This is a genomic window from uncultured Brachyspira sp. (assembly GCF_944393015.1).
GTDB lineage: Bacteria > Spirochaetota > Brachyspiria > Brachyspirales > Brachyspiraceae > Brachyspira.
On record NZ_CALXYQ010000007.1, the window covers coordinates 13,721 to 36,292 of the forward strand.

The 22,572-nt window shown below is 26.5% G+C and carries 18 protein-coding genes and 1 tRNA gene; 11 read left to right on the forward strand and 8 right to left on the reverse strand.

Going from position 1 to position 22,572, the window contains the following annotated elements; all coding sequences use genetic code 11:
• Positions 1-5 precede the first annotated feature (5 nt).
• From Q0K19_RS04075 to Q0K19_RS04095, 5 genes are all read right to left on the reverse strand, one after another.
• Positions 6-1,226 carry an argininosuccinate synthase gene (locus Q0K19_RS04075; protein ID WP_297245599.1) on the reverse strand — a complete coding sequence of 407 codons (1,221 nt, stop codon included), beginning with the start codon at positions 1,224-1,226 and terminating at the stop codon, positions 6-8.
• Between the two features lie 602 nt (positions 1,227-1,828).
• Positions 1,829-2,770, reverse strand: coding sequence for an ornithine carbamoyltransferase (argF, locus tag Q0K19_RS04080; RefSeq protein WP_297245601.1), 942 nt, complete (start codon positions 2,768-2,770; stop codon positions 1,829-1,831).
• A gap of 208 nt (positions 2,771-2,978) precedes the next feature.
• Positions 2,979-3,926 carry an Rpn family recombination-promoting nuclease/putative transposase gene (locus Q0K19_RS04085; RefSeq protein WP_297245603.1) on the reverse strand — a complete coding sequence of 316 codons (948 nt, stop codon included), beginning with the start codon at positions 3,924-3,926 and terminating at the stop codon, positions 2,979-2,981.
• Between the two features lie 112 nt (positions 3,927-4,038).
• Complete coding sequence (flgN, locus tag Q0K19_RS04090) at positions 4,039-4,548, reverse strand: flagellar export chaperone FlgN (protein WP_297245605.1); 510 nt, start codon at positions 4,546-4,548, stop codon at positions 4,039-4,041.
• A 107-nt stretch (positions 4,549-4,655) separates the two neighbouring features.
• Positions 4,656-5,954: a hypothetical protein gene (locus tag Q0K19_RS04095; protein WP_297245607.1), complete on the reverse strand. Its 1,299-nt coding sequence runs from the start codon at positions 5,952-5,954 to the stop codon at positions 4,656-4,658.
• Between the two features lie 192 nt (positions 5,955-6,146).
• Here Q0K19_RS04095 and Q0K19_RS04100 point away from each other — a divergent pair.
• The 4 genes from Q0K19_RS04100 (at position 6,147) to Q0K19_RS04115 (ending at position 9,832) form a co-directional block, all read left to right on the forward strand.
• A tRNA-Val gene (locus tag Q0K19_RS04100) sits at positions 6,147-6,219 on the forward strand.
• 148 nt (positions 6,220-6,367) lie between these two features.
• Entirely contained in the window at positions 6,368-7,456 is a 1,089-nt protein-coding gene (locus Q0K19_RS04105; RefSeq protein WP_297245609.1) for a M15 family metallopeptidase, read from the forward strand.
• 23 nt (positions 7,457-7,479) lie between these two features.
• Positions 7,480-9,177, forward strand: coding sequence for a 6-hydroxymethylpterin diphosphokinase MptE-like protein (locus tag Q0K19_RS04110; protein WP_297245611.1), 1,698 nt, complete (start codon positions 7,480-7,482; stop codon positions 9,175-9,177).
• A 115-nt stretch (positions 9,178-9,292) separates the two neighbouring features.
• Positions 9,293-9,832 carry a hypothetical protein gene (locus Q0K19_RS04115; protein WP_297245613.1) on the forward strand — a complete coding sequence of 180 codons (540 nt, stop codon included), beginning with the start codon at positions 9,293-9,295 and terminating at the stop codon, positions 9,830-9,832.
• A gap of 356 nt (positions 9,833-10,188) precedes the next feature.
• Here Q0K19_RS04115 and Q0K19_RS04120 read toward each other — a convergent pair whose 3' ends face one another.
• Complete coding sequence (locus Q0K19_RS04120) at positions 10,189-10,821, reverse strand: lactate utilization protein (protein ID WP_297245615.1); 633 nt, start codon at positions 10,819-10,821, stop codon at positions 10,189-10,191.
• A 485-nt stretch (positions 10,822-11,306) separates the two neighbouring features.
• Between Q0K19_RS04120 and Q0K19_RS04125 the strand changes: the two genes are divergently transcribed.
• Positions 11,307-12,146, forward strand: coding sequence for a hypothetical protein (locus tag Q0K19_RS04125; protein ID WP_297245617.1), 840 nt, complete (start codon positions 11,307-11,309; stop codon positions 12,144-12,146).
• 473 nt (positions 12,147-12,619) lie between these two features.
• On the opposite strand, the gene Q0K19_RS04130 is transcribed toward Q0K19_RS04125, so the two are convergent.
• Entirely contained in the window at positions 12,620-13,477 is an 858-nt protein-coding gene (locus Q0K19_RS04130; protein ID WP_297245619.1) for a flagellin, read from the reverse strand.
• Positions 13,478-14,808: 1,331 nt separating this feature from the next.
• On the opposite strand from Q0K19_RS04130, the gene Q0K19_RS04135 reads away from it, so the two are divergent.
• From Q0K19_RS04135 to Q0K19_RS04155, 5 genes are all read left to right on the forward strand, one after another.
• Positions 14,809-15,189, forward strand: a complete 381-nt coding sequence (locus tag Q0K19_RS04135; RefSeq protein ID WP_297245621.1) for a PepSY-like domain-containing protein — start codon at positions 14,809-14,811, stop codon at positions 15,187-15,189.
• 269 nt (positions 15,190-15,458) lie between these two features.
• The gene (locus Q0K19_RS04140) at positions 15,459-15,743 is read left to right on the forward strand and encodes a hypothetical protein (RefSeq protein WP_014488971.1); all 285 of its coding nucleotides are present in this window, start codon (positions 15,459-15,461) and stop codon (positions 15,741-15,743) included.
• A gap of 22 nt (positions 15,744-15,765) precedes the next feature.
• Positions 15,766-17,028, forward strand: a complete 1,263-nt coding sequence (locus Q0K19_RS04145) for a tetratricopeptide repeat protein (protein ID WP_297245624.1) — start codon at positions 15,766-15,768, stop codon at positions 17,026-17,028.
• A gap of 167 nt (positions 17,029-17,195) precedes the next feature.
• Complete coding sequence (locus Q0K19_RS04150; RefSeq protein ID WP_297245626.1) at positions 17,196-19,175, forward strand: GerMN domain-containing protein; 1,980 nt, start codon at positions 17,196-17,198, stop codon at positions 19,173-19,175.
• 289 nt (positions 19,176-19,464) lie between these two features.
• Positions 19,465-19,782 carry a rhodanese-like domain-containing protein gene (locus tag Q0K19_RS04155; RefSeq protein WP_297245628.1) on the forward strand — a complete coding sequence of 106 codons (318 nt, stop codon included), beginning with the start codon at positions 19,465-19,467 and terminating at the stop codon, positions 19,780-19,782.
• A gap of 124 nt (positions 19,783-19,906) precedes the next feature.
• Here the strand turns inward: Q0K19_RS04155 and Q0K19_RS04160 are convergent, their stop codons facing one another.
• Positions 19,907-21,496: a peptide ABC transporter substrate-binding protein gene (locus tag Q0K19_RS04160; protein ID WP_297245630.1), complete on the reverse strand. Its 1,590-nt coding sequence runs from the start codon at positions 21,494-21,496 to the stop codon at positions 19,907-19,909.
• Between the two features lie 164 nt (positions 21,497-21,660).
• On the opposite strand from Q0K19_RS04160, the gene Q0K19_RS04165 reads away from it, so the two are divergent.
• On the forward strand, positions 21,661-22,338 hold the full coding sequence (locus Q0K19_RS04165) for a hypothetical protein (protein ID WP_297245632.1): 678 nt from the start codon (positions 21,661-21,663) through the stop codon (positions 22,336-22,338).
• Positions 22,339-22,572: the final 234 nt, after the last annotated feature.

Genomic DNA, 22,572 nt, shown 5'->3' on the forward strand with positions numbered 1-22,572 from the left:
ATTAATTATTTTAACCCCATTTTTTTAGCTTGCTCTTTCATTAAAGCATTAACTTTCAAAGGCAATCCGAATAATGTTATGAAGCCTTGAGCATCATGGTGATCATATAATTCGCCTGTAGTAAAGCTAGCTAAGCTCTGATTATAAAGTGAATAAGGAGAAGTAACACCAGCAGGTATAATATTACCTTTGTATAATTTTAATTTTACTTTTCCTGTTACAGTTTGCTGAGTGCTATCAATGAATGCACATAAAGCCTCTCTTAAAGTAGTAAACCATCTTCCGCTATATACTAAATCAGTTAATTTATGAGAAACTACATGTTTGAAATATAATGTTTCTCTGTCTAAGCATAAATGTTCTATTTCTCTATGAGCAGCATAAAGAATAGTGCCTCCTGGAGTTTCATATACGCCTCTGCATTTGATTCCTACTACTCTGTTTTCTAATAAATCAACTATACCAACTGCATGCTTTCCGCCTATCTCATTTAAGTATTTAACTAAATCAGAAGGAGAGAAAGTTTTTCCGTCTACTTTAGTTGGTATACCTTTTTCAAATTCTAATTCTACAAACTGACCTTCATTAGGAGCATTCTCTATAGTGTTTGATAATTTAAGAAGTCTTTCATAATTAGGCATATTAGCAGGATCTTCAAGCTCTAATCCCTCATGTGATAAATGCCAAAGGTTCTTATCTCTTGAATAAGAATCATCTTTCTTCATAGGAACTTCTATATTTCTGTCTTCCAAATATTTGATTTCTTCTTCTCTTGAAGATATATTCCATTCTCTCCAAGGAGCAATGATTTCAAAGTTAGGAGCTAATGCTTTAACAGTTAATTCAAATCTTACTTGGTCATTACCTTTTCCTGTAGCACCATGAGCTATAGCAGTAGCACCTTCCTCCAAAGCAACCTCAACAAGTTTTTTTGCTATTAAAGGTCTTGCTGCAGAAGTACCAAGTAAATATTTATCTTCATAAGTAGCTTCAGCTTTAACTATAGGATAAATATAATCTGTAACAAACTCATCTTCGCATTTAACTAATCTGTATTTTACAGCACCAGTTTTTAAAGCTCTTTCCTCTAAACCGTCAGTTTCTGTACCTTGACCAACATCTACACATACAGCGATTACATCATAATCATAATTCTCTTTAAGCCATGGTATAATAACTGTAGTGTCCAAACCGCCTGAATAGGCTAATACTAATTTTTTTTTCATGATAAATCCCTTATTATATAAGATATTTTTTTATTTATATTAAAAATCTTAAGTTTATTAATTTTTTATCGTTCTTTTTCCCGCCGCTTTATCAAATAAATACTTATCATTATTCCAACATCGCAAATGTACTTTGTAATGATAATATAATTTTATAAATTAAAAAGTTTTGGTATATACTTAAAAAATATAGTTCGTCAATTTATATATTTTTATAGATATATTATCAACTTTTTTGCCGCACAAAAAAGTTGCAAAAAACGCAAGTGCTACAACCTTATATTATTACAATATATATTAAATGTGTGATAATACCTAAAATTTAGGTTACCCCTTGCCACAGGCACGCAGAGCGAAGGCGGACTTCGTCAAATGCAGTCTTTCGCGAAGCGTATCCGAGCCTGTCAAGGATATAGGTTCTTTGTGCCAATACCATACCTAAAGGTACTCCTTTAAGTCGCAGTACTTCCTTCAGTCACAAAAGAACTGGGGGTGTGGGGGCTAGTCCCCACAAATAAATCTAATTTTTTAACAAATTATAGTCATTTAGTTATATACTACTTTCTAAATAGTAAAGTTGTATAATCAATTTAATATAAATATTATTCTTTTACTATACTGCTCATTATAGCCATTTGAGCATGCATTCTGTTTTCTGCCTCTTCATAAATATATTGAGAATTCATATTGAATACTTCTTCGCTTATCTCCTCGCCTTTATGTGCAGGCAAACAGTGAAGTGCTATAGCTCCTTTATTAGCAAGATCAAATAACTCTTTAGTAAGAGTAAAGCCCTTAAATACATTAAGTCTTTCTTCTTTCTCTTTCTCCTGTCCCATAGAAGCCCATACATCTGTATAAACTACATCGGCTCCGCTTACTGCCTCTTTTACATCATTAACAATATCAACGCTGCAGCCTGTATTTTTTGCTATGTTCTTAGCTACTTCTATAGTTTTTGCATCCGGTTCATAACCTTTAGGAACTCCTACTTTAATATTAACTCCTAAAGATGTACAGCCTGTTAAAAGACTATTACATACATTATTACCATCGCCTATATATGTTAATGTTAAGCCTTTCAATTTACCAAAATGCTCTTTCATAGTAAATAAATCTGCCATAATCTGACAAGGATGTGAAAGGTCTGTCAAAGCATTAATAACAGGCACTTTTGAATATTTAGCAAAATCTTCAACATCACTATGAGCAAAAGTTCTAATCATAATCAAATCGCAGTATCTTGAAATAACATTAGAACTGTCTTCAATACTTTCTCTTTGTCCTAATATAATCTCATCTTGTTTTAATACAAAAGCATCTCCGCCTAATTTCTTCATTCCTATTTCAAAACTTAAACGAGTCCTTAAACTAGGCTTTGAAAAATACATCACCATAGTTCTATTTTTCATTATATCAATTTCTTCTCTATTTCTTACCTTTGATTTTAACTCGAAGGTATAATCAATCAATGCTGATAACTCTTCGCTTGTAAAATCTTCCAAATTAATAAAATGTCTTCCTGATAAATTAACTTTTTTCATAATTTTTTCCCGTTTAAATTTTTATATTATTTTTTTGAGTAATACTATATATCGTTTTTATAATTTTGCAATATTTTTATTTTGATATTTTTTAAAAAATAAAATATATGAAAATACTTAATAGATATATTCAAAACTACAGATAAGCGTTTTAGAAGTTTAGTTATTATTTCAAAAATATATAAAAACTACAATCAAAACAAATTAATTATAATTTTTCTATTATATCAATACTTAAACCTGTTAATTCACTAATAAGTTTTACATCCATATTTTTATTTTTCATTCCTTTAGCTATTTCTATAGATTTGTTTATTTCACCTTCCTCTCTACCTTTTTCTATACCTATTTCAATTCCTTCTGACCTACCTTCTGCAAGACCTTGTTCCTTTGCTTTTTTCAAATCTAACTCTAAACTTTTATCAAAAAAATATGAATCTATTTCTCTTTTTTTATATTTATCTATTACAGGACTATCATTAACAAAAGTATTACATTTCTTTTCTACTTCTTCAAAAATGGTATTTTCTTTTATAAGTATTGACATATCTTCCCCCTTAAAAAATTTTACCCAAGAAATAAATTCTTTATTAAGTTTTTCAAAATCTTTTATTTTAGTTATATCTGTTAAATTAAATTTAGGCAATTCAATGAAATGTAATTGACAATGATCTGTCAATATTTTATTGTTATTTAATTCTTTTAAAACATAGCAACTATGAACCTCATCTGTTAATATAAAATTTGTAATATTTATACTAATAACTGCTTTTAATTCATCATAAATTCCGCCTCTGTTCAAACTGCTTGTGTAATTATAAGCCCAATAAAATAAAGCTCTTTTTACAAAATCTTCGTTTCCTCTAGCTTGAATCTCTATCAACACGGTTATTCCATTTTCGGTTGTAGCCTTTATATCAACTATAGATTCTTTTTCATCATAATTTTCTGCTATATTAAAAGGATTAAGTATTTCAATTTTTGAAAAAGTTTCAAAATCCAAATCTTTAAATACAGAATTAATAAAATGTAAAGCTATATATTCATTTCCAGTATGTGAAAATAGATAACGCACAAAATAATCATTAATCCTATTTAAATTATTTATTGTAATAGGTTCATTTAATATTTTTTTAAGCTTTTCTAAATCTTCCATATTTTTTATTATAATAAAATGTTTTTAGTTTGTCAAAATTTTCAGTATATATAAAAAAAACGTATAACATAAAACTATGCCATACGTTTAATTAAGATATAAATATTCTATATTAAACTTGCTTATTTACTAATACTGATAATTTCCTATTAACAACATGTTCTTTGCCTTTGTTGTTATAGCCAACTTTTTTGCTTTCATTTAAAACTTCTTTCATATTTGCAAATAAATCTAAAGCTTCATCGAAAAGTTTAGGAGCTAATTTATTTAGATGTTTTAATCTAGCCATTAAAGTAACTAATTCAAGGCGTAAAGCTGATATTCTAGCTGTTTTATTCAATGGTATTCTTCTAATAATATCAGATAATGTTGCTGTTTCTGATAAATGAGGGAATTTATTTAAAACTATCAAATCTATTACATTTTCTCTCATTTTTCTAAGCTCATTAGCTTCAGTCATTTTTTCATTTTGATGATCACAATATAAATGTATATCCTGTAATCTTGTATTGATTATAGAATTAACTTTTTTTTCTTCATCTTCTAATATTATTTTGTAAACTTCTATTTCTTTTGCTAAAAGAATCTCTATTTTTGTAAGTTCTTCGTATAAGTTAAACATAAATACCACCTTTAAGTTAAAGCAGATTAAAATTATTAATCAGCTATGTGATAAATTATCGGCAGTTATTATGATTACTTAACATATTTTTTTTAAAAAATATTATGTTAATTTTCTACATCTATGGATTTTATGGCTTCTATGCACATATCTCTATATTCAGGCTCAGAATAAGTGAACCAAGCAAGTAATGCGAGCTTTTTAGCTGCACAAGCTACTGTAATAATATGATCATTATCTTCTAATTCTTTTTCATATACTATACTTTCTATTTTACCGCTTTGAGATTTGATATCAAGTTTTTCACCTTTATCTTCTCCGGCAATATCTATTTGCTTTAGTACATATTCCATTATTACATCGATCTCTTCATTGGCAAAAGAGTAAACCTGCATAGCTATATATACATTAATATCTTTGAATTCTATTAAAGATTTATCATTTCTAAATACATTCATACGCATAGGCAGAATAATAGTAAATCCTGCTGCTATAGGGAAACGTGCCTTTTCAAGTCTGAAGCCTATTTGAAGAGTATCCTGCTGATGATGAGCAGTTTTTTTGCTTTCTATAAATTTAGCCAAATTTTCATCATCTAAATAATGAGCAATATCAATAAGAATGTCCCAAGGATATTTTAATGAAGCATCTTTTTTATATGATTCCTGAAAAGCATACATAATTTTTTTATACATAGTCTTTTCTTTGTTATCAATAGCCTCTCTGAATGGGAAATAAAGCCAAATCATACTAATAAAGCTTTTAAACCAAAATTTAGCATTCATCTCTTCAATATCCCATAGAAAGAAATCTGCTGCTAAAGTTAATCTATCCTCTTCACTAGCATCTATGAAGTCAGTAAACCAATTTTTACCCCAATATCCCAAAGAAGATAAAGCAAAATACTCTTTTTCAATTACAGGATAATTATAAGGCATAGATATCATAAAATTACTGAATCCATTATCATGATGAGTTATAAGCATTTTAGCATAATCAGCCAAAGAATTTACAAAAAACTTCTTTAAAGCTTCAAAATCCCTATTTCTAAAATAACCGCTAGGATCTTTATGAACTAAATCCTCTTTAAACTCTATATCAAGCCTTCTAGCTATTCTATCCAAAACACCTACTATAAATCTATGATATCCGGCTCCAAAAGAACCTGTAGTTATAGTTATATATAAAGTATCTGTTTTAAACTCAAAATATATAGGGTCAGCAGAAGGGTGAAAAGAATATATAAGTGTGCTTCCGTCTTCTATTATAGAAAACTCAGAAATCATTACAAGCGGATTAATATTAACTTCGTTTAAAGAAGAAACTATCGCTTTAAACAATCTATCTTGGTTAGGAATAACCCTTCTATTATCAAATGTTGCTGACAGCAAAAATTCTACATTCATTTTAATAAAATTCTACTTATTTTATAATATTTACATTGTACTATAATAACATTTTTTATTATTTTAGCAATATATATTTGATAAAGTTTTATATACAAATACTAAAAATATAAATTTTAACACATTTTAACGATATAAACACTTGACTTTTTTTAATGATATGCTATTATAAATACACATTTCAAAAAGAAAGGGCGATTAGCTCAGCTGGGAGAGCGGGTGCCTTACAAGCACTAGGTCGGCGGTTCGAGCCCGTCATCGCCCAATTTTTCCCCCTTTTACAAATAAATCTTTTTTGATAAATCTTCCTATTAAATATGATTTTTTTAACGATAATATATTTGAATTTAATATTAATACATGTTAATATTATGTAAACAAATAATTTTTTTATAGAGTAATGATAGAATAATATGACGGTTTTACAATATGTTTTAGTAATAACAACAATACTAGCAGTACTGGCACTGATAAGCTTTATAATAAAGGCAGGATCTAAATATAAAATATTTACAATAGTTCTTATGACAGTAATTGTATCATCTATATCTGCAGTAGGAATAATATATATAAATAATACAAAAGATATAATGTCCAGTTCTGATTTAAAGCAGATTCAGCTTGAAGAAGAGAAAAAGAGAATAAGAAAAGATATAATAATAAGACCAGGGGCAATAGAAACTATAGCTCTTCATTTAGCATATTCCAATAGAATATCCCCTCCTACTATAAAAAATAGAGAATTAGGATTTTATTTAGACGGAATATGGTTTAACTGGGCTAATGGCAAACTTTTAACCGATGAAGATATGACTAATCAGGATAATTATATACCTTTCGGATTTTATTCCTATACTGTAGATGGAATGCCTGAGGTACAGAAAGAAACTCCTGAAAGAACTAAAGAACTTCAGGAATATTACAAAAGAAGAGTTAATAATACAAAATATATCAATAATAAATTCTTAGATACTCTTTATGACGGAACAAGCGAAAGGAGTATGGTAAAGCATATAAGCACAAAAAGTATATTAGGATATAAAGTAAGAGTTCATGACTATGTATATGAACAGCTTTCTAATGTAAGCGTAGAAGTGAAGCTCATAGCTCAGACCAATCAGGAAGTTGAAAATTTCTTAGATTCTTTGAAAATAGTGAGCGGATATGTTTGGAAAATTATTTCAAAAAGTGCAAGCAGAAGCTATCATAGTTATGGTGTAGCATTTGACACTTTACCTAAAAAAAATAATGGTAAGCAAATATATTGGGCTTGGACTAGAGTTAATAATAAAGCTTGGTATGCTGTACCTTATGATAAAAGATGGCATCCTCCTAAAGAAGTTGTAAAAGTATTTGAAAAATATGGTTTTATATGGGGCGGTAAATGGCATAATTATGACACCATACATTTTGAATATAGGCCGGAACTCATCATATACAATAAAATTAAAAATGATGAAGATGCCACATATGAACTTATAGAAAAATACGGCATATTCTAAAAATAATCTGCAGAGAAAATAAAATGAATAATACTATATTCACTAAAAATATAGAGCTTTTAAATAAAAATAAATATAATTTTAGAGCTGTAAAAAAATTAATAGAATATAATGCAGCTAATAATAAATATCAATTAAAGCAGGCTAAAAATGATTTGTTTGCTGTTATGTACAATAATAAACCTTTAACTTCTCTATATAATCCTATGGAAGAAGCTAAAAGATTAATATCTCAATTCATAACAAACAACAATGAACATATAGGAATATTTTTATCTATTGCCTCATTCTTTCATATAGAATATTTTTTATCATTAAATGAAAATAACAAAGCAATCATAATAGAGAAAGATATAGAAATAGTTAAGCTTATTTTAGAGAATTTAAAGCTTTCAAATCAAAATATATTAAAGAATACCATACTCATTCTAAATGAAGATTTAGAAAATATATTGGCATTCTTTAATTTTTATATGAATGATAATGATTCTAAAAAAATAGTTTATATAAGACATATAAGAGCTTCAAATATAGATGATGAAACAAGAGAATATTATGATAATGTTAATATATCGCTTGCCAACAGTATAAAAGAAAAATTAATGTCATTAACATCTAATTATTATTTTGCTCCTGTATGGGCTAGAAATACATTATATAATATGCATTTCAATGAAGGATACTCGATAAAAACATTCTATAATATATTAAAAAGAGAAACACCTGTTTTACTAGTGTCTGCAGGAGCTTCGGCTGATGATTATATAGAAAATATTAAAGAATTATCAAAGACTCATTTTGTTATAGTATTATCGCATGCTTTTAATAGCTTAATAAAAAATAATATAAAGCCTGATGCTGTTGTATCTACTGACGGAGGTTTTTATTCATCGATACATTTAAAAGAACTTCTTAAAAAAGAAAATGAAAATATAAATATATTTACTACTCATACAGCATATCCTTTTCCTCTCACTCATATAGAAAACAAAAGAATATTTTATTTCTCACATGATGAAAGTTTTGAGAAGATATTATACCCTATAAATGATGATGATAATAACAATATATATTTCTATATGGAAGGAAGTGTTATAATGCCTGCTTTAAGAATAGCATATATGCTCAATCCTAAATATATATTGCTTGCAGGATGTGATTTTTGCCATATTGATGATAAAACGCATTCTAAATATTCAAATGCTTCAGCCCATGATTATATTAACAGTAGTAAATTAAAAACTTTTGAATCTGCTAAATATAAAAGGCTTAATGATAATCAAAAAATAAAATGCTATGATAATGTTTATAGAAATACTTCTTCATCACTTTTGAGTTATAAAAATCATTTTGAATCTTTAATTCAGGAGATTTCTGAAACTACTGATATTTTCACTTTAACAACACAATCTGCAAGCATAAAAAATGTAAAAATATACAATTATAATAACTCAATATATAATAATAAAAGTATAGAAATTAAAAACTATTTAAAAGAAAATATAGATAAAGAAAAATTAGTGAAAGAATTAGATAATTTTATAAAAAACATTAACAAAGAGAATATCAATAAAGAGAATTTTAATAATAATATGAAAAATATTGCTGATATAATATCGCCTTGGCATGTTGAAAAATTTGAGAAATCTGTTATAAGCTATGAAGAATTAAAAAACTATATGAATAAATGGTACAATGATATAAAATCACTTATTTATTAAAATAATAATAATTTTTTATTTCTAATACTTTACAAAAAATTAACGAGAATTATAATTAGTAAACATAATATATAGTAAAATAAAATTATTAAAATACAGGAGAAGTAAAAAATATATGAAAAAAATTGTATTTGTGTTTATAATATTATTAACAATATCAATACAGGCATTCTCTGCTGCTGTAACAACACATTATAATAATTGGAAAATAAGAAGAATAACATATAACAATACTGATACAAAAACTGTTACAATGACTATAAAAAACAATAATAGTTTAGAGGTATATATAGCAGCTAGAAATAATCAAGTCAGCGTAAGCATAAACTGGTATAAAGATAAAGTAGATGAAAATACTCCTGTAGTAGAATATAGTTTCAATAATTCACCTTATAAATCTGTAGAGCCTTTTATGAGATCTTCAAGTGATAATTTCGATATATTATACACAATATCACCTGCTTTCGGAATCATACAGGAGAAAGAAGTTATTGAGTTCTTAAGTAAATTAATAAACAGTAAAACTCTATCAATAAAACCTAATAGTGGCAGTCAGGCATATACTATTGATGTTACAGGATTAAAAGAGGCAATGCAGAAAACTGATTTCTCTGGAACTCTATTAGAAAAATATAAGAGTCAGATATTAAAATAATAAAACTAAAAATTTTTACTTTATCAACGCACGCAGAGCAAAACTAAAAATATAATTTTAATAATAATTCAAATTTTATTATATTATAAAATTCAGTTCATCGTGCGTTAAACGAATTTTAAATCTAATTAACACTTGGGCGGGTGCCAAAATTTATAATCAAGTTATAAATATAATTAATACTAAAATTCAAAATAAAGCAGAAAATTTTAAAGGGCGAGGTATGTAAGTAATTCTTTAAAGTTAATTTTATTCACTTCTATATTTAGAAAAATAATTAAACTATAAACATATTAAAGTTATACTGTACATAATAAATATTTTTTATAAGCACAATATAACTTTTAAATAGAAAATTAAAATCCTAATTCTTCATCTATAAATATAATATGTATTCTGTCTTTTATATGACATTTATTAACTATAATTGTATAAGAACATAATCTTTTTTCTATATCACAATTTTCCTCATCGCAAATCATATTTCCTGTACAGCAAGGATTATCTACTTTAAATCTTACCGAATTTTCTCCTGCTGCAATGCTTCTTACTCTTTTTACAGCATCTTCAACTGTATCACAAACCTTATTCCTTCCAACAATTAAAAATACTTTTTTAGGGCCATAAATAGTGGCAGCAACTCTGTTTCCGCCTCCGTCTGTTGATACTATGTCACCATTCTTTGTTATTGCATTAGCTGAACATAAATAAACATCACTGCTAAATGCTTTAATCTCTGCTTCAGCTTTTAATTCTTTATTATTTCTATCTACAAAATTTTTATAGTTTTTTAAATCCTCTAATATTCCCATTTGATTGACTGAAGTGCTTCCTCCGAAAGTAATAGTATCATCTTCTTTAATAAGAGATAATACAAACTTTTTAGCCTTTTCTTTATTAGAAAAATAATCAAATGCAAAGCCTTTTTTATTGAATTTATCTTTTAAAACTAAAGATAATTTTTGAAAATATTCTTCTTGTACTGTCATAAAAAATCCCTCACTTATTTTTAAACTTTAATTTAGTATAGTACAAGTAATATTTTTTTCAAGTAAATAAAATTTTATTCTAATCCCCCGCCCTCTATATTTTATTATTTAATTCAGACATTTTAACTTTATTATATTTACTAATTCAATTAGAAATTTTAACGCCCGCCCAAGATTTTTTTAAATTTTAAAATCTACAAACCGCACGCAGAGCAAAATTAAAAATATATGCTGATTTATAATTCAAATTTTATTATTTTTTTAAATTTCATTTACCGTGCGTTAAATAGATTTTAAATTTAATCATCACTTGGGCGTGAATGCTTTTTTATTTTGCATTAAAAAATATTTAAGGCTTATAAAATGAAATAAAATCAATGAAGTATGGAGGGCGGGATATGTAAAATAAATTTTAAGTAAAATACATTGACATAAGTTATTTTTTTTTTACAATATCTATATCAGTTTTTATTTAGGTTATTATTATGAAAATAGTATTATCAATTATATTAATTTTATTTAATATTAACATTTTATATTCAATAAGTCTTTATCCAGAAATTGGTATATTCATGAATATAGGAGGTTCACAAATTTTTACTAAAACAGAAGTAAATCAGAATGAATATTCATACCTAGTTGATTTCAAAACAATAAAAGGCGATATATTTGTAGATTTTGAAGCTATTTTTCAATTAGGTGTAAAAAATAATATTAATAATAATATAGTTACTGGCTTAACTTCTCTTTTAGAAATAGGATACAGCCCTTATATAATAAGCACAAAATATGAAGGTGAAAGTGATAGCAAATCTTATATATTCACTGATAGAGTTTATCTTTATAGTTTAGTTTTAGGAGCTTTAGAGAAAATAGTTTTTAACAATTTTTCTATAGGTATAGGAGCAGGTGTATTATTTCCAATATCTGGTTTTGCTGCATCTAATCATCCTAGGAATATAATATCAGTAATGCCTAGTGAAAATTTATCAATAATTTCACCATATAATAGTAAATTAGATTATGCATATATAAAAAAGCTATTTAAAGTTCCTGTTGCTCCGTATATAAAGATAACAGCAGAATATGCATTCAAGCCTTATAAAATGGATAATGCTGAAATGGATTTCGTACTTGGAGTATATTTGAATTATAACTTTGGTATGCAGTATGATGTTTCTGTATTGAATAGTAATATACCAAAGCAGGGAGATAATGGATTTATCATACCTGGTATATCTAGTAAAGATATGTTCTATAAATATGATTATTCCAATTTAGATTTTGGGTTTACATTGGGTGTTTCTTTTAGAGCTTTAGAATAATTTAATATTTGATAAAAACCGTTATGATAGTAAATATATCATGGCGGTTTTTAATTTTATTCTAATTCCCCGCCCTCTATATTTTATTATTTAATTCAGACATTTTAACTTTATTATATTTACTAATTCAATTAGAAATTTTAACGCCCGCCCAAGATTTTTTTAAATTTTAAAATCTACAAACCGCACGCAGAGCAAAATTAAAAATATATGCTGATTTATAATCATAATTTAAACAAAATATAAAATTTTACTCACCATGCGTTAAATAGATTATTAATCTAATCAAAACTTGGGTGGGTTCTAAAATTTTTAATTTAAGCTTAAAAAATAATTAATATTATAATTCAAAATTAAATCAGAAAATTTTAAAGGGCGGGATTTATAAAAAGCCATAAAACAAAAAAATAGCCAGTCCCATTATAAAAATGAGACCAGCTATTTTTAAATTAGTATGCTATAAACGTACTATATCACTGAACTAAACGTAAAGCACCTTGGTTCATAGTATTAGCTTGAGCCAACATAGCTAAATTAGCCTGACTTAAGATTTGGTCTTTAGCAAATTTAACAGAAGTTTCAGCCATATCAGTATCTCTGATTCTGCTTTCAGAAGCTGCAGTGTTCTCATAAGCGATCATCAAGCCTTGAGCAGTAAGCTCTAATCTGTTTTGGTAAGCACCAAGATTAGATCTTTGTTTAGAAACTTTCATTAAAGCTTCATCAACTAAACCTATAGCACTGTTAGCTTTGTCTATAGAAGAGATAGAAATACCATTACCTTCAGCAGTTTGTAATCCTAAAGCAGCAGCAGTCATAGTTCCTATATAAACTCTTCTTCTTTCATCCATGTTGGCACCCATATGAAACCACATAGAAGCAACAGGAGCACCGCCCTCATTAGGGTTAGCAAATCTACCAGTTAACATGTTAAGAGTATTGAACTGAGCTTGGCTAGCAATACGGTTAACTTCGTCTACTAACTGAGAAACTTCAACTTGAATAAGCATTCTGTCAGCATCAGTATAGATACCGTTAGCAGATTGTACAGCTAATTCACGAATTCTTTGTAAGATGTCTTGGCTCTCTTGAAGGTATCCTTCAGTAGTTTGAATGAAAGATATACCGTCTTGAGTATTTCTTTCAGCCTGACGTAAACCGCGGATTTGTGTTCTCATTTTTTCAGATACTGCTAATCCAGAAGCATCGTCGCCAGCTCTGTTAATTCTCATTCCAGAAGAAAGAGCAGCCATGTCTTTAGAAAGGTCTACGTTTCTAAATTTTAAAGTACGTTGTGCATTTATAGCACTAATGTTATTATTGATGATCATCGTCATCCTCCATGATATTTATTCAAAAAGGCATCCGTGCCTAATTGGCAAAAAATATTAAAGAGAATTTAAGGTATTCCGACAATCTAAGTAACTATATGAAGTTGCCAAAATACCATTAAATTCTATATAATGGATATATTTACGCCAATAAATATATCCCTACAAATTATATGGTATCAACTAAGCAAATAGGGAGTTCGAGACCGCCAAATACTTGAACTCTCATTTTGCTATACAATAATTTTCGGCCCTCTCGGCATAAAGTTTAATTTGGTTTAGCATTTTTTTCTCTTTTTTCTTAAAAAAAATCTAAAATAATCACTATACAATACATATACTACATAAAATATAAAAAAATTATAATTTATAGCTATTTATACCCAAAAATCATTCAATATAATCATAAAAATAATATATATTCTACCTATTTTCTGATTTTTAAAGCATTATATTTTTTATTCTTTAATCATTTTATCAATTTTTTTTAAAATTTTTGATAAAATTTTATTCTAACTCCCACCCTATAAGTTTTTTGCTATTTATAGTCTATAAAATATTAATTTGTTTGTTAATAATTTCTGTTATTTTAACTTCCCACCCTAATATTTTTTTAATTTTTGGCTCTTATACCGCACGCATAGCAAAATAATGAATATATGATCAATTATTAATTCAAATAATACTAAATATAAATAATTATCTACCGTGCGTTGAGCAGATAAAAAATTTAAATAACGCTTGGGCGGGTGCTATAATATCTAAGTAGGTAGAAAAAGAAAATAAAGTATAAATTTTATATTAATGCCTTGAAGAATAAAGGGCGGGTATGTAAATAAAGTTTTAAAACTTAAATACATTTGCCCACCCTCTAGGCTTAAAACTTTAATATGCAATATTAATTTTTATTTCATTTGTCATCAAATTAGAATTTTTTAGCTGCCCACCCAAGTTTTATTTAAATTTATAGCATATACTACGCACGCATAATAAAATTAGGAAATATAGTTCAAATGTAAATCTAAACTATGATATCTTATAAATTTTATTCACCGTGCGTTATATAAATCAAATTTAACAGAATATTTTCTAATTTTCATATAAAAATATTATATTTATAGCCAATTCTATAATATTTGTAAATATATTTTATACTAATTCTTTTTATGCAGCTAATTTATGTATTATATGTATTACAACAACCTATTTTTAAATTAGTTTTGTAAATTTATTGTAAATTATTTGTAAATAAATATTGCTTAATTTTTACATTCTGCTATAATTATAAATGTAAAGAGAATTTACAAACACCAACTGTAAGGAGATACAATATGACTAATAGCTTAAACCTTTTTATTAAAATTACACCTAGCCAATTACCTGAAAACATTAGAAGATTTATAACTTCTAACTATAGTAAGGCTAAAATCGTTTATATTGATAAAGTGAAAGATCAATATGAAATAAAATTAAGTAACGGAACTTATATCAACTTCGACAAAAACGGTGCTTGGAACTATATAAGCAGCGACGATAAATTATCAGAAAATATACTTCCAAAAACTATAGCAAACAAAATTAAAAACATAATGAAAAAATACAATAATGCTTATGTATTTGAAATCAGCAAAAGAATAGAGTTCTACAGAGTAAGATTAACTAACTCTTTAGAAATATGCATAAAAAATAACGGTCAATTAATAATGGCATAACTTTTAAATAAACATTTTGTATCTCTCTAAAGTAATTAATAAATAAGGCTTGAGTCTTTAATTAGATTCAAGCCTTTTATTTTACTATTTATATATATTTTACACTATTATGTTTTTTATAATCCGCAGAATATTTAAAAATTAACATAATAAATTAAATAATACTAAACATTAACTTTAATCATACGATAAGTTTTAACTGCATTTTATGAATAAATTCATTGCAATTTTTTTACTATATTTTATAATTCGATTAGAGGTATAACTCAATGCTTGAAAAAGTAAAAGATTTTTACAGAACGAAAAAGATTTTATTTTTCATAATTTTATTTGTTTGGTTATTATTAGTAGTAGTCTCTGGAGTATTAATAGGCTCTTGTTCAAGACCTAAAGTGATACCATTAACACCTGAAGAGGAAAATTCAAAAGCTATTAATATTCTTAAAGAAGACGAAGAAAAAATTTTAAAAGGCGAAATGCTATCTACAAAAGAAAATCTAAGTTTTGAAGATTTAGAACACTCAAGAAACTTTGTAGAAAGCCGAAAAAAATAATACTAACTTTTAGGAGAGAATTATGCGTGTTTTTTTATGTTCTTCTATAATGGCAATGTTCATTATAATTAATGCTGCATTCGCTCAGGAAACAATCACTGTACAGCCGGATGATAAAGTAGTAACTAATGCTTCTTCTGCCCGTGTAAAAAGCGGTCCTATAGAAGATGATTTAATTAAATCTGTATCTTTAGCTGAAAATACTCTTTTCTCAATAAAATTAAATGCTACTAATTTTGACAGATATATACGTATAACAAGCTATTCTACTAATCTTGATTTCGTAAGATTTACAAGAGATAAAACTAATGCTTTCCTTACTTTCAGAACATTAACAGCTGGTATAGGAAAACTTGATTTCCAAGTTGATAATGAAGAAAGCATCATAAGAAAATATTTCTATACAATAACTGTAACTAATAGTCAAGGCATAGCTTCTATGGAAACTAATGCTATATTAGACCCTGATAATGAAACTAACAATATGTCTACTAATAACATTATGACTAATGATGTTATGACTAATGATATGATGAATACTAATAATACAGCTACTAATATGGTTAATACAAATGAAGCAGCTACTAATAATGCTCAAACTTCAATAATAAAAAAGCCAGCTGATAAGCCTGCTAAAGTAACTGAAACTAATCCTGAAATAGTAGCATTATTTAATTCAGCAGAAGAATTAAAAAATATTAAAGATTATGATAATGCAGTTAATGCCTACAGCAATATAATAACTTCATATCCAAATTCTAAATATTCTGTATACAGCCATTTTAGAATAGGAGATATTTATAATCAAAAGAAAGACTATAATAATGCTTTTAATATGTATAATGAGGCTTCAAAATTAAAAAATTCAGGTAATAATGAAAAAGCAGCTGCTATATATTCTATGGGCGTTATGAAGAAAGCTGAAAATAAACATGATGAAGCTATTGTATACTTCAATGATGTAATGAATAATTACTCTCAAACTCCTTTATATGGAAATGCTGTTTATGAAATAGCTGACAGCTTAAAACAGCTTGGAAGAATATCTGAAGGTGCTGATATGTTAGAAAAATCTTTAGAAAAAAATGTAAAGTTTTCTAAACGCGGAGATTCTATACTTCTTTTAGCTGAAATATATGAAAAAGGTGATAACAATATAAGAAATTTTGAAAAAGCTTATAAAACTTATAATCTATATTTAGCTGAATACCCTACTTCTTCTAAAGCTAAATATGCTAATGACAGAAAAAATTTCTTATCTCGTAATGCAGTTCATTTACAATAAAATAATTAATTAAAAAAATAATACCCTTTTAGAAATATAACTTTTCTAAAAGGGTTTTTTATTAAAAAATATCAATATACTTCGCAATATTCCAATAAAATAAATTCTAATACCATTTTTATTTTTATCGATAATTTAAACGATACATAATACTCTGGAGTAAACAAGTGCCAAGATACGAGCAGCTTAAATCTAAATCTAAAAGTATTTCATATACAAGACAAATTAGAAATGAAAGCAAAGAAATAAATTTAAAAAAACCTATAATAATTTCAGCAGCTTTTATCATTGCAGCAGCTTTGATATTTACGGTTGTGAAAAAATATTCTCCTATGGTGGATATAGCAATAAAAGATTTCTTCTCTATAAATCATAAAGAAGCTTTAGTTTTGGAAAGTGATGGAATAACAGAGGATCAGAACAAAATGAGCTTCTTAAGCAATATACCATTATTCAACTTCTTTATAAAAACTGATACAAATGAAACTCTATCTGTAATGGCCTATGAAACAAATTCTAAAATAGAAACATCTTTAGATATGATGTCAGAAAACATTACAAATTCAAGTATAATAACAAAGGAATCCCTACTTCCTTTCTTTAATAATAGCGGAGTAAGTAATTCTATACTTTATGACAGCGGATATATAGATTATGGCAACAATCATGAATCAGTAATATTATCAAACAATATGAATACATTAAATAGAATACCTGAAAATGATATTGTAAACGACAATGAAGAAAATATCATTGTGGCAGATATTGAAAATACGCCTAATGCTGAAGAAGAAAAAACATATAATTATCTTGAGCAGATGATATTGGAAAATAGACAGAATGATAACACTCAGGATATTAAAACAACAAATATAATTACTAATAAGCAAAATAATACTGCAGCTAAAAAAAGTATATTTGATGATATCTTAAAACCAAAAGATAATACTACCAAAAGAGAAACTACTACTATGAAGCCGGCATCAACTACTACTTTCAGTACAAGACCTCCTGCCAGCTATGTAGAAAACACCACTAAAAAAGATAATTCAAGTACAAATTATGATTTTAATATTGATAAATATTTAAACAATAATGATAATAAAGAAAATGTAATAAATAACAATCAAGTTAATAATAATACTATAAATAATGATAGAAACATCAATAATAATAGAAAAGAAAATTTAAATAATAATATTAAAGAAAATATAAACAATAATACTGAAAATACTAAAAAAGATTTAAACAACAATGCCGTGAATAATAATAATGTAACACAAAATAGAAAAGATATAATGCAGAAATCTGTTTATACTATAACTAATTCTTTGGATAAATCTAATATTGATTATAACAGAGTAATAAATGATATGGTTAATCCAAATAATAATGTTGTAAGAGAAAACAATAATAATATAGTAAATGATAGTAAGGTAAATAATAATATTAATAAAGAAAATAATAACAATTCAATAATAAATAAACCTTCAGAAGAAAAAAATAATATAAAAGAAAATAAAGAAAGCAATATAGTAAAAGATAATGAATTAAAAGATAATATAAAAGAAACTGCTAATAATATAATAAAGAATAACACAATAAAAAATAATAATACAGAATATAAAAAAGAAATTATTAAAAAAGCTCAAACAGATATTAATAATTACAATATCAAAAAAGCTAATAATAATATAACAAGAGATTTAAAAGAGAGAAAACTTAAAGAAAACAGTAATGAAGGAATATATTTAGTTGAATACAGCGAATCAACAGGCTCTATAACATTAATATTCAGAGAAAGAAAATTTAATAATAAATCTTCTGTAGAGGAAGCTATAAAAGAATTATTAGTTGGTGCTACTGATGAAGAAAATAATAGAAATATAATAAGCTGCATACCTAAAGATACTGAACTGCTTGATATATTTATTGAGAATAATACAGTATATTTAAACTTCAATGAGAATTTTGAATTTAATCCTTTAGGAAATGAAGGAACCATGGTACAGATTTATCAGTTTGTATATACAGCAACTCAATTTGAAGGTATAGATAATGTTATATTCCTTATCAATGGACAATTAAATGAAACTATAGGTGCAGAAGGTGCTATAGAAAATATGCCTTTCAGCAGATTTGAGTAAATTTAATATGAGGTAGATTTCGTCGGTACGATTCATGAAAACACATATACTACAACTTAATATTTTAAAAATACATGTTTAAATGTAATATAAAACTATATATTTGTATAATAATAAGTAATCAGCCGCACGTATAGTTGGCATTTGATAAGATGAGACAGTACCGTGCGGGAAGGTGCCGCAGCTCGCAGTTGACAAACTTAAAAATTTTCAGTATATATTGATTTTTTATATATTTATGATAATATATATACCTATAGTATGTATATATAAAAAATAGGTGTTTATAATGTTAAAATCTTTAAATGTACAAGAGGCAGCTGATTTAATAAAGTCAGGTAATGATATAAAGCTATTAGATGTAAGAAGCAAAATGGAAGTTAATATGACAGGTGCAATAGAAGGAAGCATATTAATAGATTTAAATGATCCTAAAGCTGAAAATTTAGTTAATGGATTAGATAAATCAGAAAAATATCTTCTATATTGTGCTACAGGAGCAAGATCTGAGGCATTAGCTCATTATATGGATAGAAACGGATTTAAAGAAATATATTATCTAATCTATGCCGGACATAGTCAATTAGCGATGGCCTTAAAGAAATAATTAATAAAATATGATTAATTAATAAAATAATAAAGAAAGTTAGTATTCAAAAAAATCAAATACTAACTTTTTTTATTATTATGCTCTATTTAATAATCGAAAAAATATATATAAAATATAATTTTTATTCTATATATGCGTAAAAAAATCTTCTTATTTCCAAAGTATCAACTAGAACATTTTTCAATTTAGGACTTTGCATAGAACAAGATGTATAATGATAAAGCGGAATAAAAGCCATATCCTCGCCTATAAGTTTATCTTCAGCCTTATGCATATTATCCATTCTTATTTTATTATCAATAGTGTTTTTGGCCTCTAATATAAGTCTGTCATATTCAGGATCATTATACCCTACTCTATTTCCGGCACTTGTACTAACAAAAAGATCAGCAAAAGTCATAGGATCAAGATAATCTCCTATCCAATCAGCTCTGCATACTTCATAATTTCTTGTCTGTCTGTTCTTTTGAAATACGGCCCATTCTTCCTGAGTGATAGTCATATCTATATTAAGATTCTCTTTCCACATCTGCTGAACTGCCTCTGCTATAGTAACCCCCATTCCTGGATTAGTTTTAAACTCCAATACTGGAAAGTTTGCTCCATTAGGATAGCCTGCTTCTTCTAAAAGTTTTTTGGCTTCTTCAATATTTGCTTTATAATCTTCTTTTTTAACGCTGTAATATCCGCCTCCATTTTTTCTAAAGTCGCCGTCTACATCTTTTAAACCATAAGGTATGAAAGCAGCAGCAGGTATCTCTCCTGTTTTTGTTATATTTTCTACTATATAATTTCTATCTATAGCAAGAGCTAATGCCTTTCTTACTCTCTTATCTTTTAAAACTTCATTTGTATTATTCAAAGCATAATAGGCAGTTCCTAGAGAAGGTGTTATAACTAAATAGCCTTCCTTTCTTAGTAAATCTATATCTGCAGTAGGAACTTTATATGAATACAATATAGAACCTTCTTTCAAAGCTGCATAAGCTGTAGATACATCAGAGAACATAACGAAATCTATTCTCTTAGCTATCATCATATCTTTGTTCCAATAATTAGTATTTAATTCTAAAGATATTATCTGATCAGGCTTTCTATCTATCATTCTATACGGACCATTACCTATATATGTTTTAGGAGAAAAAGTCCAATTATCGCTTATGAATTCTTCTCTTAAAGGTGAAAATATAGGAATAGCTGCTAATTCCAAAAAGTAAGGTGTAGGACTTTCAAAATATACTTTTAAAGTTCTATCATCTAATGCCTCAACTCCAAGTTCTTCTGTTGATAATTCTCCTTTAAGAATTTTATCAGCATTTTTTACAGGTGTTATTAAAAAACTGTATGCCGATGCTGTATTAGGATCTGCTAATCTTCTAAAAGAATATACAAATTCATCAGCAACTACATTCTTACCATCAGACCATTTAGCATTCTCTCTTAAATGAAATGTAATGCTAAGTCCGTCTTTGGATATATCCCATCTTTCAGCAACTCCGCCTATTATATTACCGTTTTCATCTTTTGAGGTAAGACCTTCAAATACATGAACTGCATAAATCATACTATCTATTGCCGATAAAAATGAAGGATCTATACTTTGAGGTTCTGCCCCAATAGTTACCCTTATAGTTTCAACATAGCTTTTGTCATTACCACATGACAGCAAAAATAAACAAACTGTTATTAATAAAAAAATTATCTTTCTCATAGAAATTACCCAACATCCAAAACGTTATGTTAACACAATATTTATACTCTAATATAAATATTTGTCAATAAATTAAATATTTTTTTTATAAACTTATTATAAATATTGATTTTTTTTATTATTATATTAATAGTAGTATAAATATATTTATAGAGGGTGAAATTGTGGAAGATATTATAAATAATATAGAAGATAGTATAGTATATCAAGAAAGAGAAAAAGAATTAATAGATAGTTGGAAACAAATAAACGATCCTCTATATGATAAGATAATAGACGATTTAGAATCAATACCAGCATTGCAAAACCAAATAAAAGATTTAAATACAATTTTGGGAGAATTAGAAAAATCTAATGAAGAATTAAAATTATCTAATGAAAATTTAGAACATTCTAACAAAGAGTTAAAACTAACAATAGAAAAACTAAATAAGGAAAACTTAAAATTAAAATTATTAAATAATTTAGGATTATGCCAATATCCACCATATATGGTTTCTGATATGATAAAAGAAGTATATAATATATATATATCTAGTCATAGAATAACTTCAATAGCAGAAGAACATAACTTTTTCAATAATAAGAATATAGTTCTTAGAATACCAAGAAAAAAAGATAGTAAACAAAAATATTCTTCTACTGTAATTTTTTCTCTTCTTGGTGTCATAAAAACAATATCAATAGTTAAAAAAACTTTATCATATAATATTGATAAAATGATAGAAAAAAACAAAAACAATGATAAAGAACCTATTAATGTAGAAAAATATATTGAAAACATGAAAAATGGAATATTAGAAGATGAAGATTTGTTATACAAAATACGCAATTCAAAATAAAGAAGAATTAACTAAAGATCCTTACTTATCTTTAGTTTTGAATAGACTAGAAAAAGCAATAAAAAAGATCCAACTATAAAAAAATCTAGAAAATCTCCTCTAAAAATAGATGATGATAATAGTATAGATTTATATTATAGATCTTGTCCGTCAAATTATCCTAATGTTATGTATGTTTATTTTATAGTTATACAAGATGAAATAAATATTATAAGTGTAATTAATGATATTGAA

Bases quoted from the DNA above. Each gene is read 5' to 3' on its own strand.
- Q0K19_RS04125 (WP_297245617.1), top strand. From the start codon at position 11,307: ATGAAAATAGTATTATCAATTATATTAATTTTATTTAATATTAACATT.
- Q0K19_RS04140 (WP_014488971.1), top strand. From the start codon at position 15,459: ATGCTTGAAAAAGTAAAAGATTTTTACAGAACGAAAAAGATTTTATTT.
- Q0K19_RS04110 (WP_297245611.1), top strand. From the start codon at position 7,480: ATGAATAATACTATATTCACTAAAAATATAGAGCTTTTAAATAAAAAT.
- Q0K19_RS04135 (WP_297245621.1), top strand. From the start codon at position 14,809: ATGACTAATAGCTTAAACCTTTTTATTAAAATTACACCTAGCCAATTA.
- argF (WP_297245601.1), bottom strand. From the start codon at position 2,770: ATGAAAAAAGTTAATTTATCAGGAAGACATTTTATTAATTTGGAAGAT.
- Q0K19_RS04145 (WP_297245624.1), top strand. From the start codon at position 15,766: ATGCGTGTTTTTTTATGTTCTTCTATAATGGCAATGTTCATTATAATT.
- Q0K19_RS04095 (WP_297245607.1), bottom strand. From the start codon at position 5,954: ATGAATGTAGAATTTTTGCTGTCAGCAACATTTGATAATAGAAGGGTT.
- Q0K19_RS04130 (WP_297245619.1), bottom strand. From the start codon at position 13,477: ATGATCATCAATAATAACATTAGTGCTATAAATGCACAACGTACTTTA.
- Q0K19_RS04075 (WP_297245599.1), bottom strand. From the start codon at position 1,226: ATGAAAAAAAAATTAGTATTAGCCTATTCAGGCGGTTTGGACACTACA.
- Q0K19_RS04160 (WP_297245630.1), bottom strand. From the start codon at position 21,496: ATGAGAAAGATAATTTTTTTATTAATAACAGTTTGTTTATTTTTGCTG.
- Q0K19_RS04105 (WP_297245609.1), top strand. From the start codon at position 6,368: ATGACGGTTTTACAATATGTTTTAGTAATAACAACAATACTAGCAGTA.
- flgN (WP_297245605.1), bottom strand. From the start codon at position 4,548: ATGTTTAACTTATACGAAGAACTTACAAAAATAGAGATTCTTTTAGCA.
- Q0K19_RS04155 (WP_297245628.1), top strand. From the start codon at position 19,465: ATGTTAAAATCTTTAAATGTACAAGAGGCAGCTGATTTAATAAAGTCA.
- Q0K19_RS04120 (WP_297245615.1), bottom strand. From the start codon at position 10,821: ATGACAGTACAAGAAGAATATTTTCAAAAATTATCTTTAGTTTTAAAA.
- Q0K19_RS04085 (WP_297245603.1), bottom strand. From the start codon at position 3,926: ATGGAAGATTTAGAAAAGCTTAAAAAAATATTAAATGAACCTATTACA.
- Q0K19_RS04115 (WP_297245613.1), top strand. From the start codon at position 9,293: ATGAAAAAAATTGTATTTGTGTTTATAATATTATTAACAATATCAATA.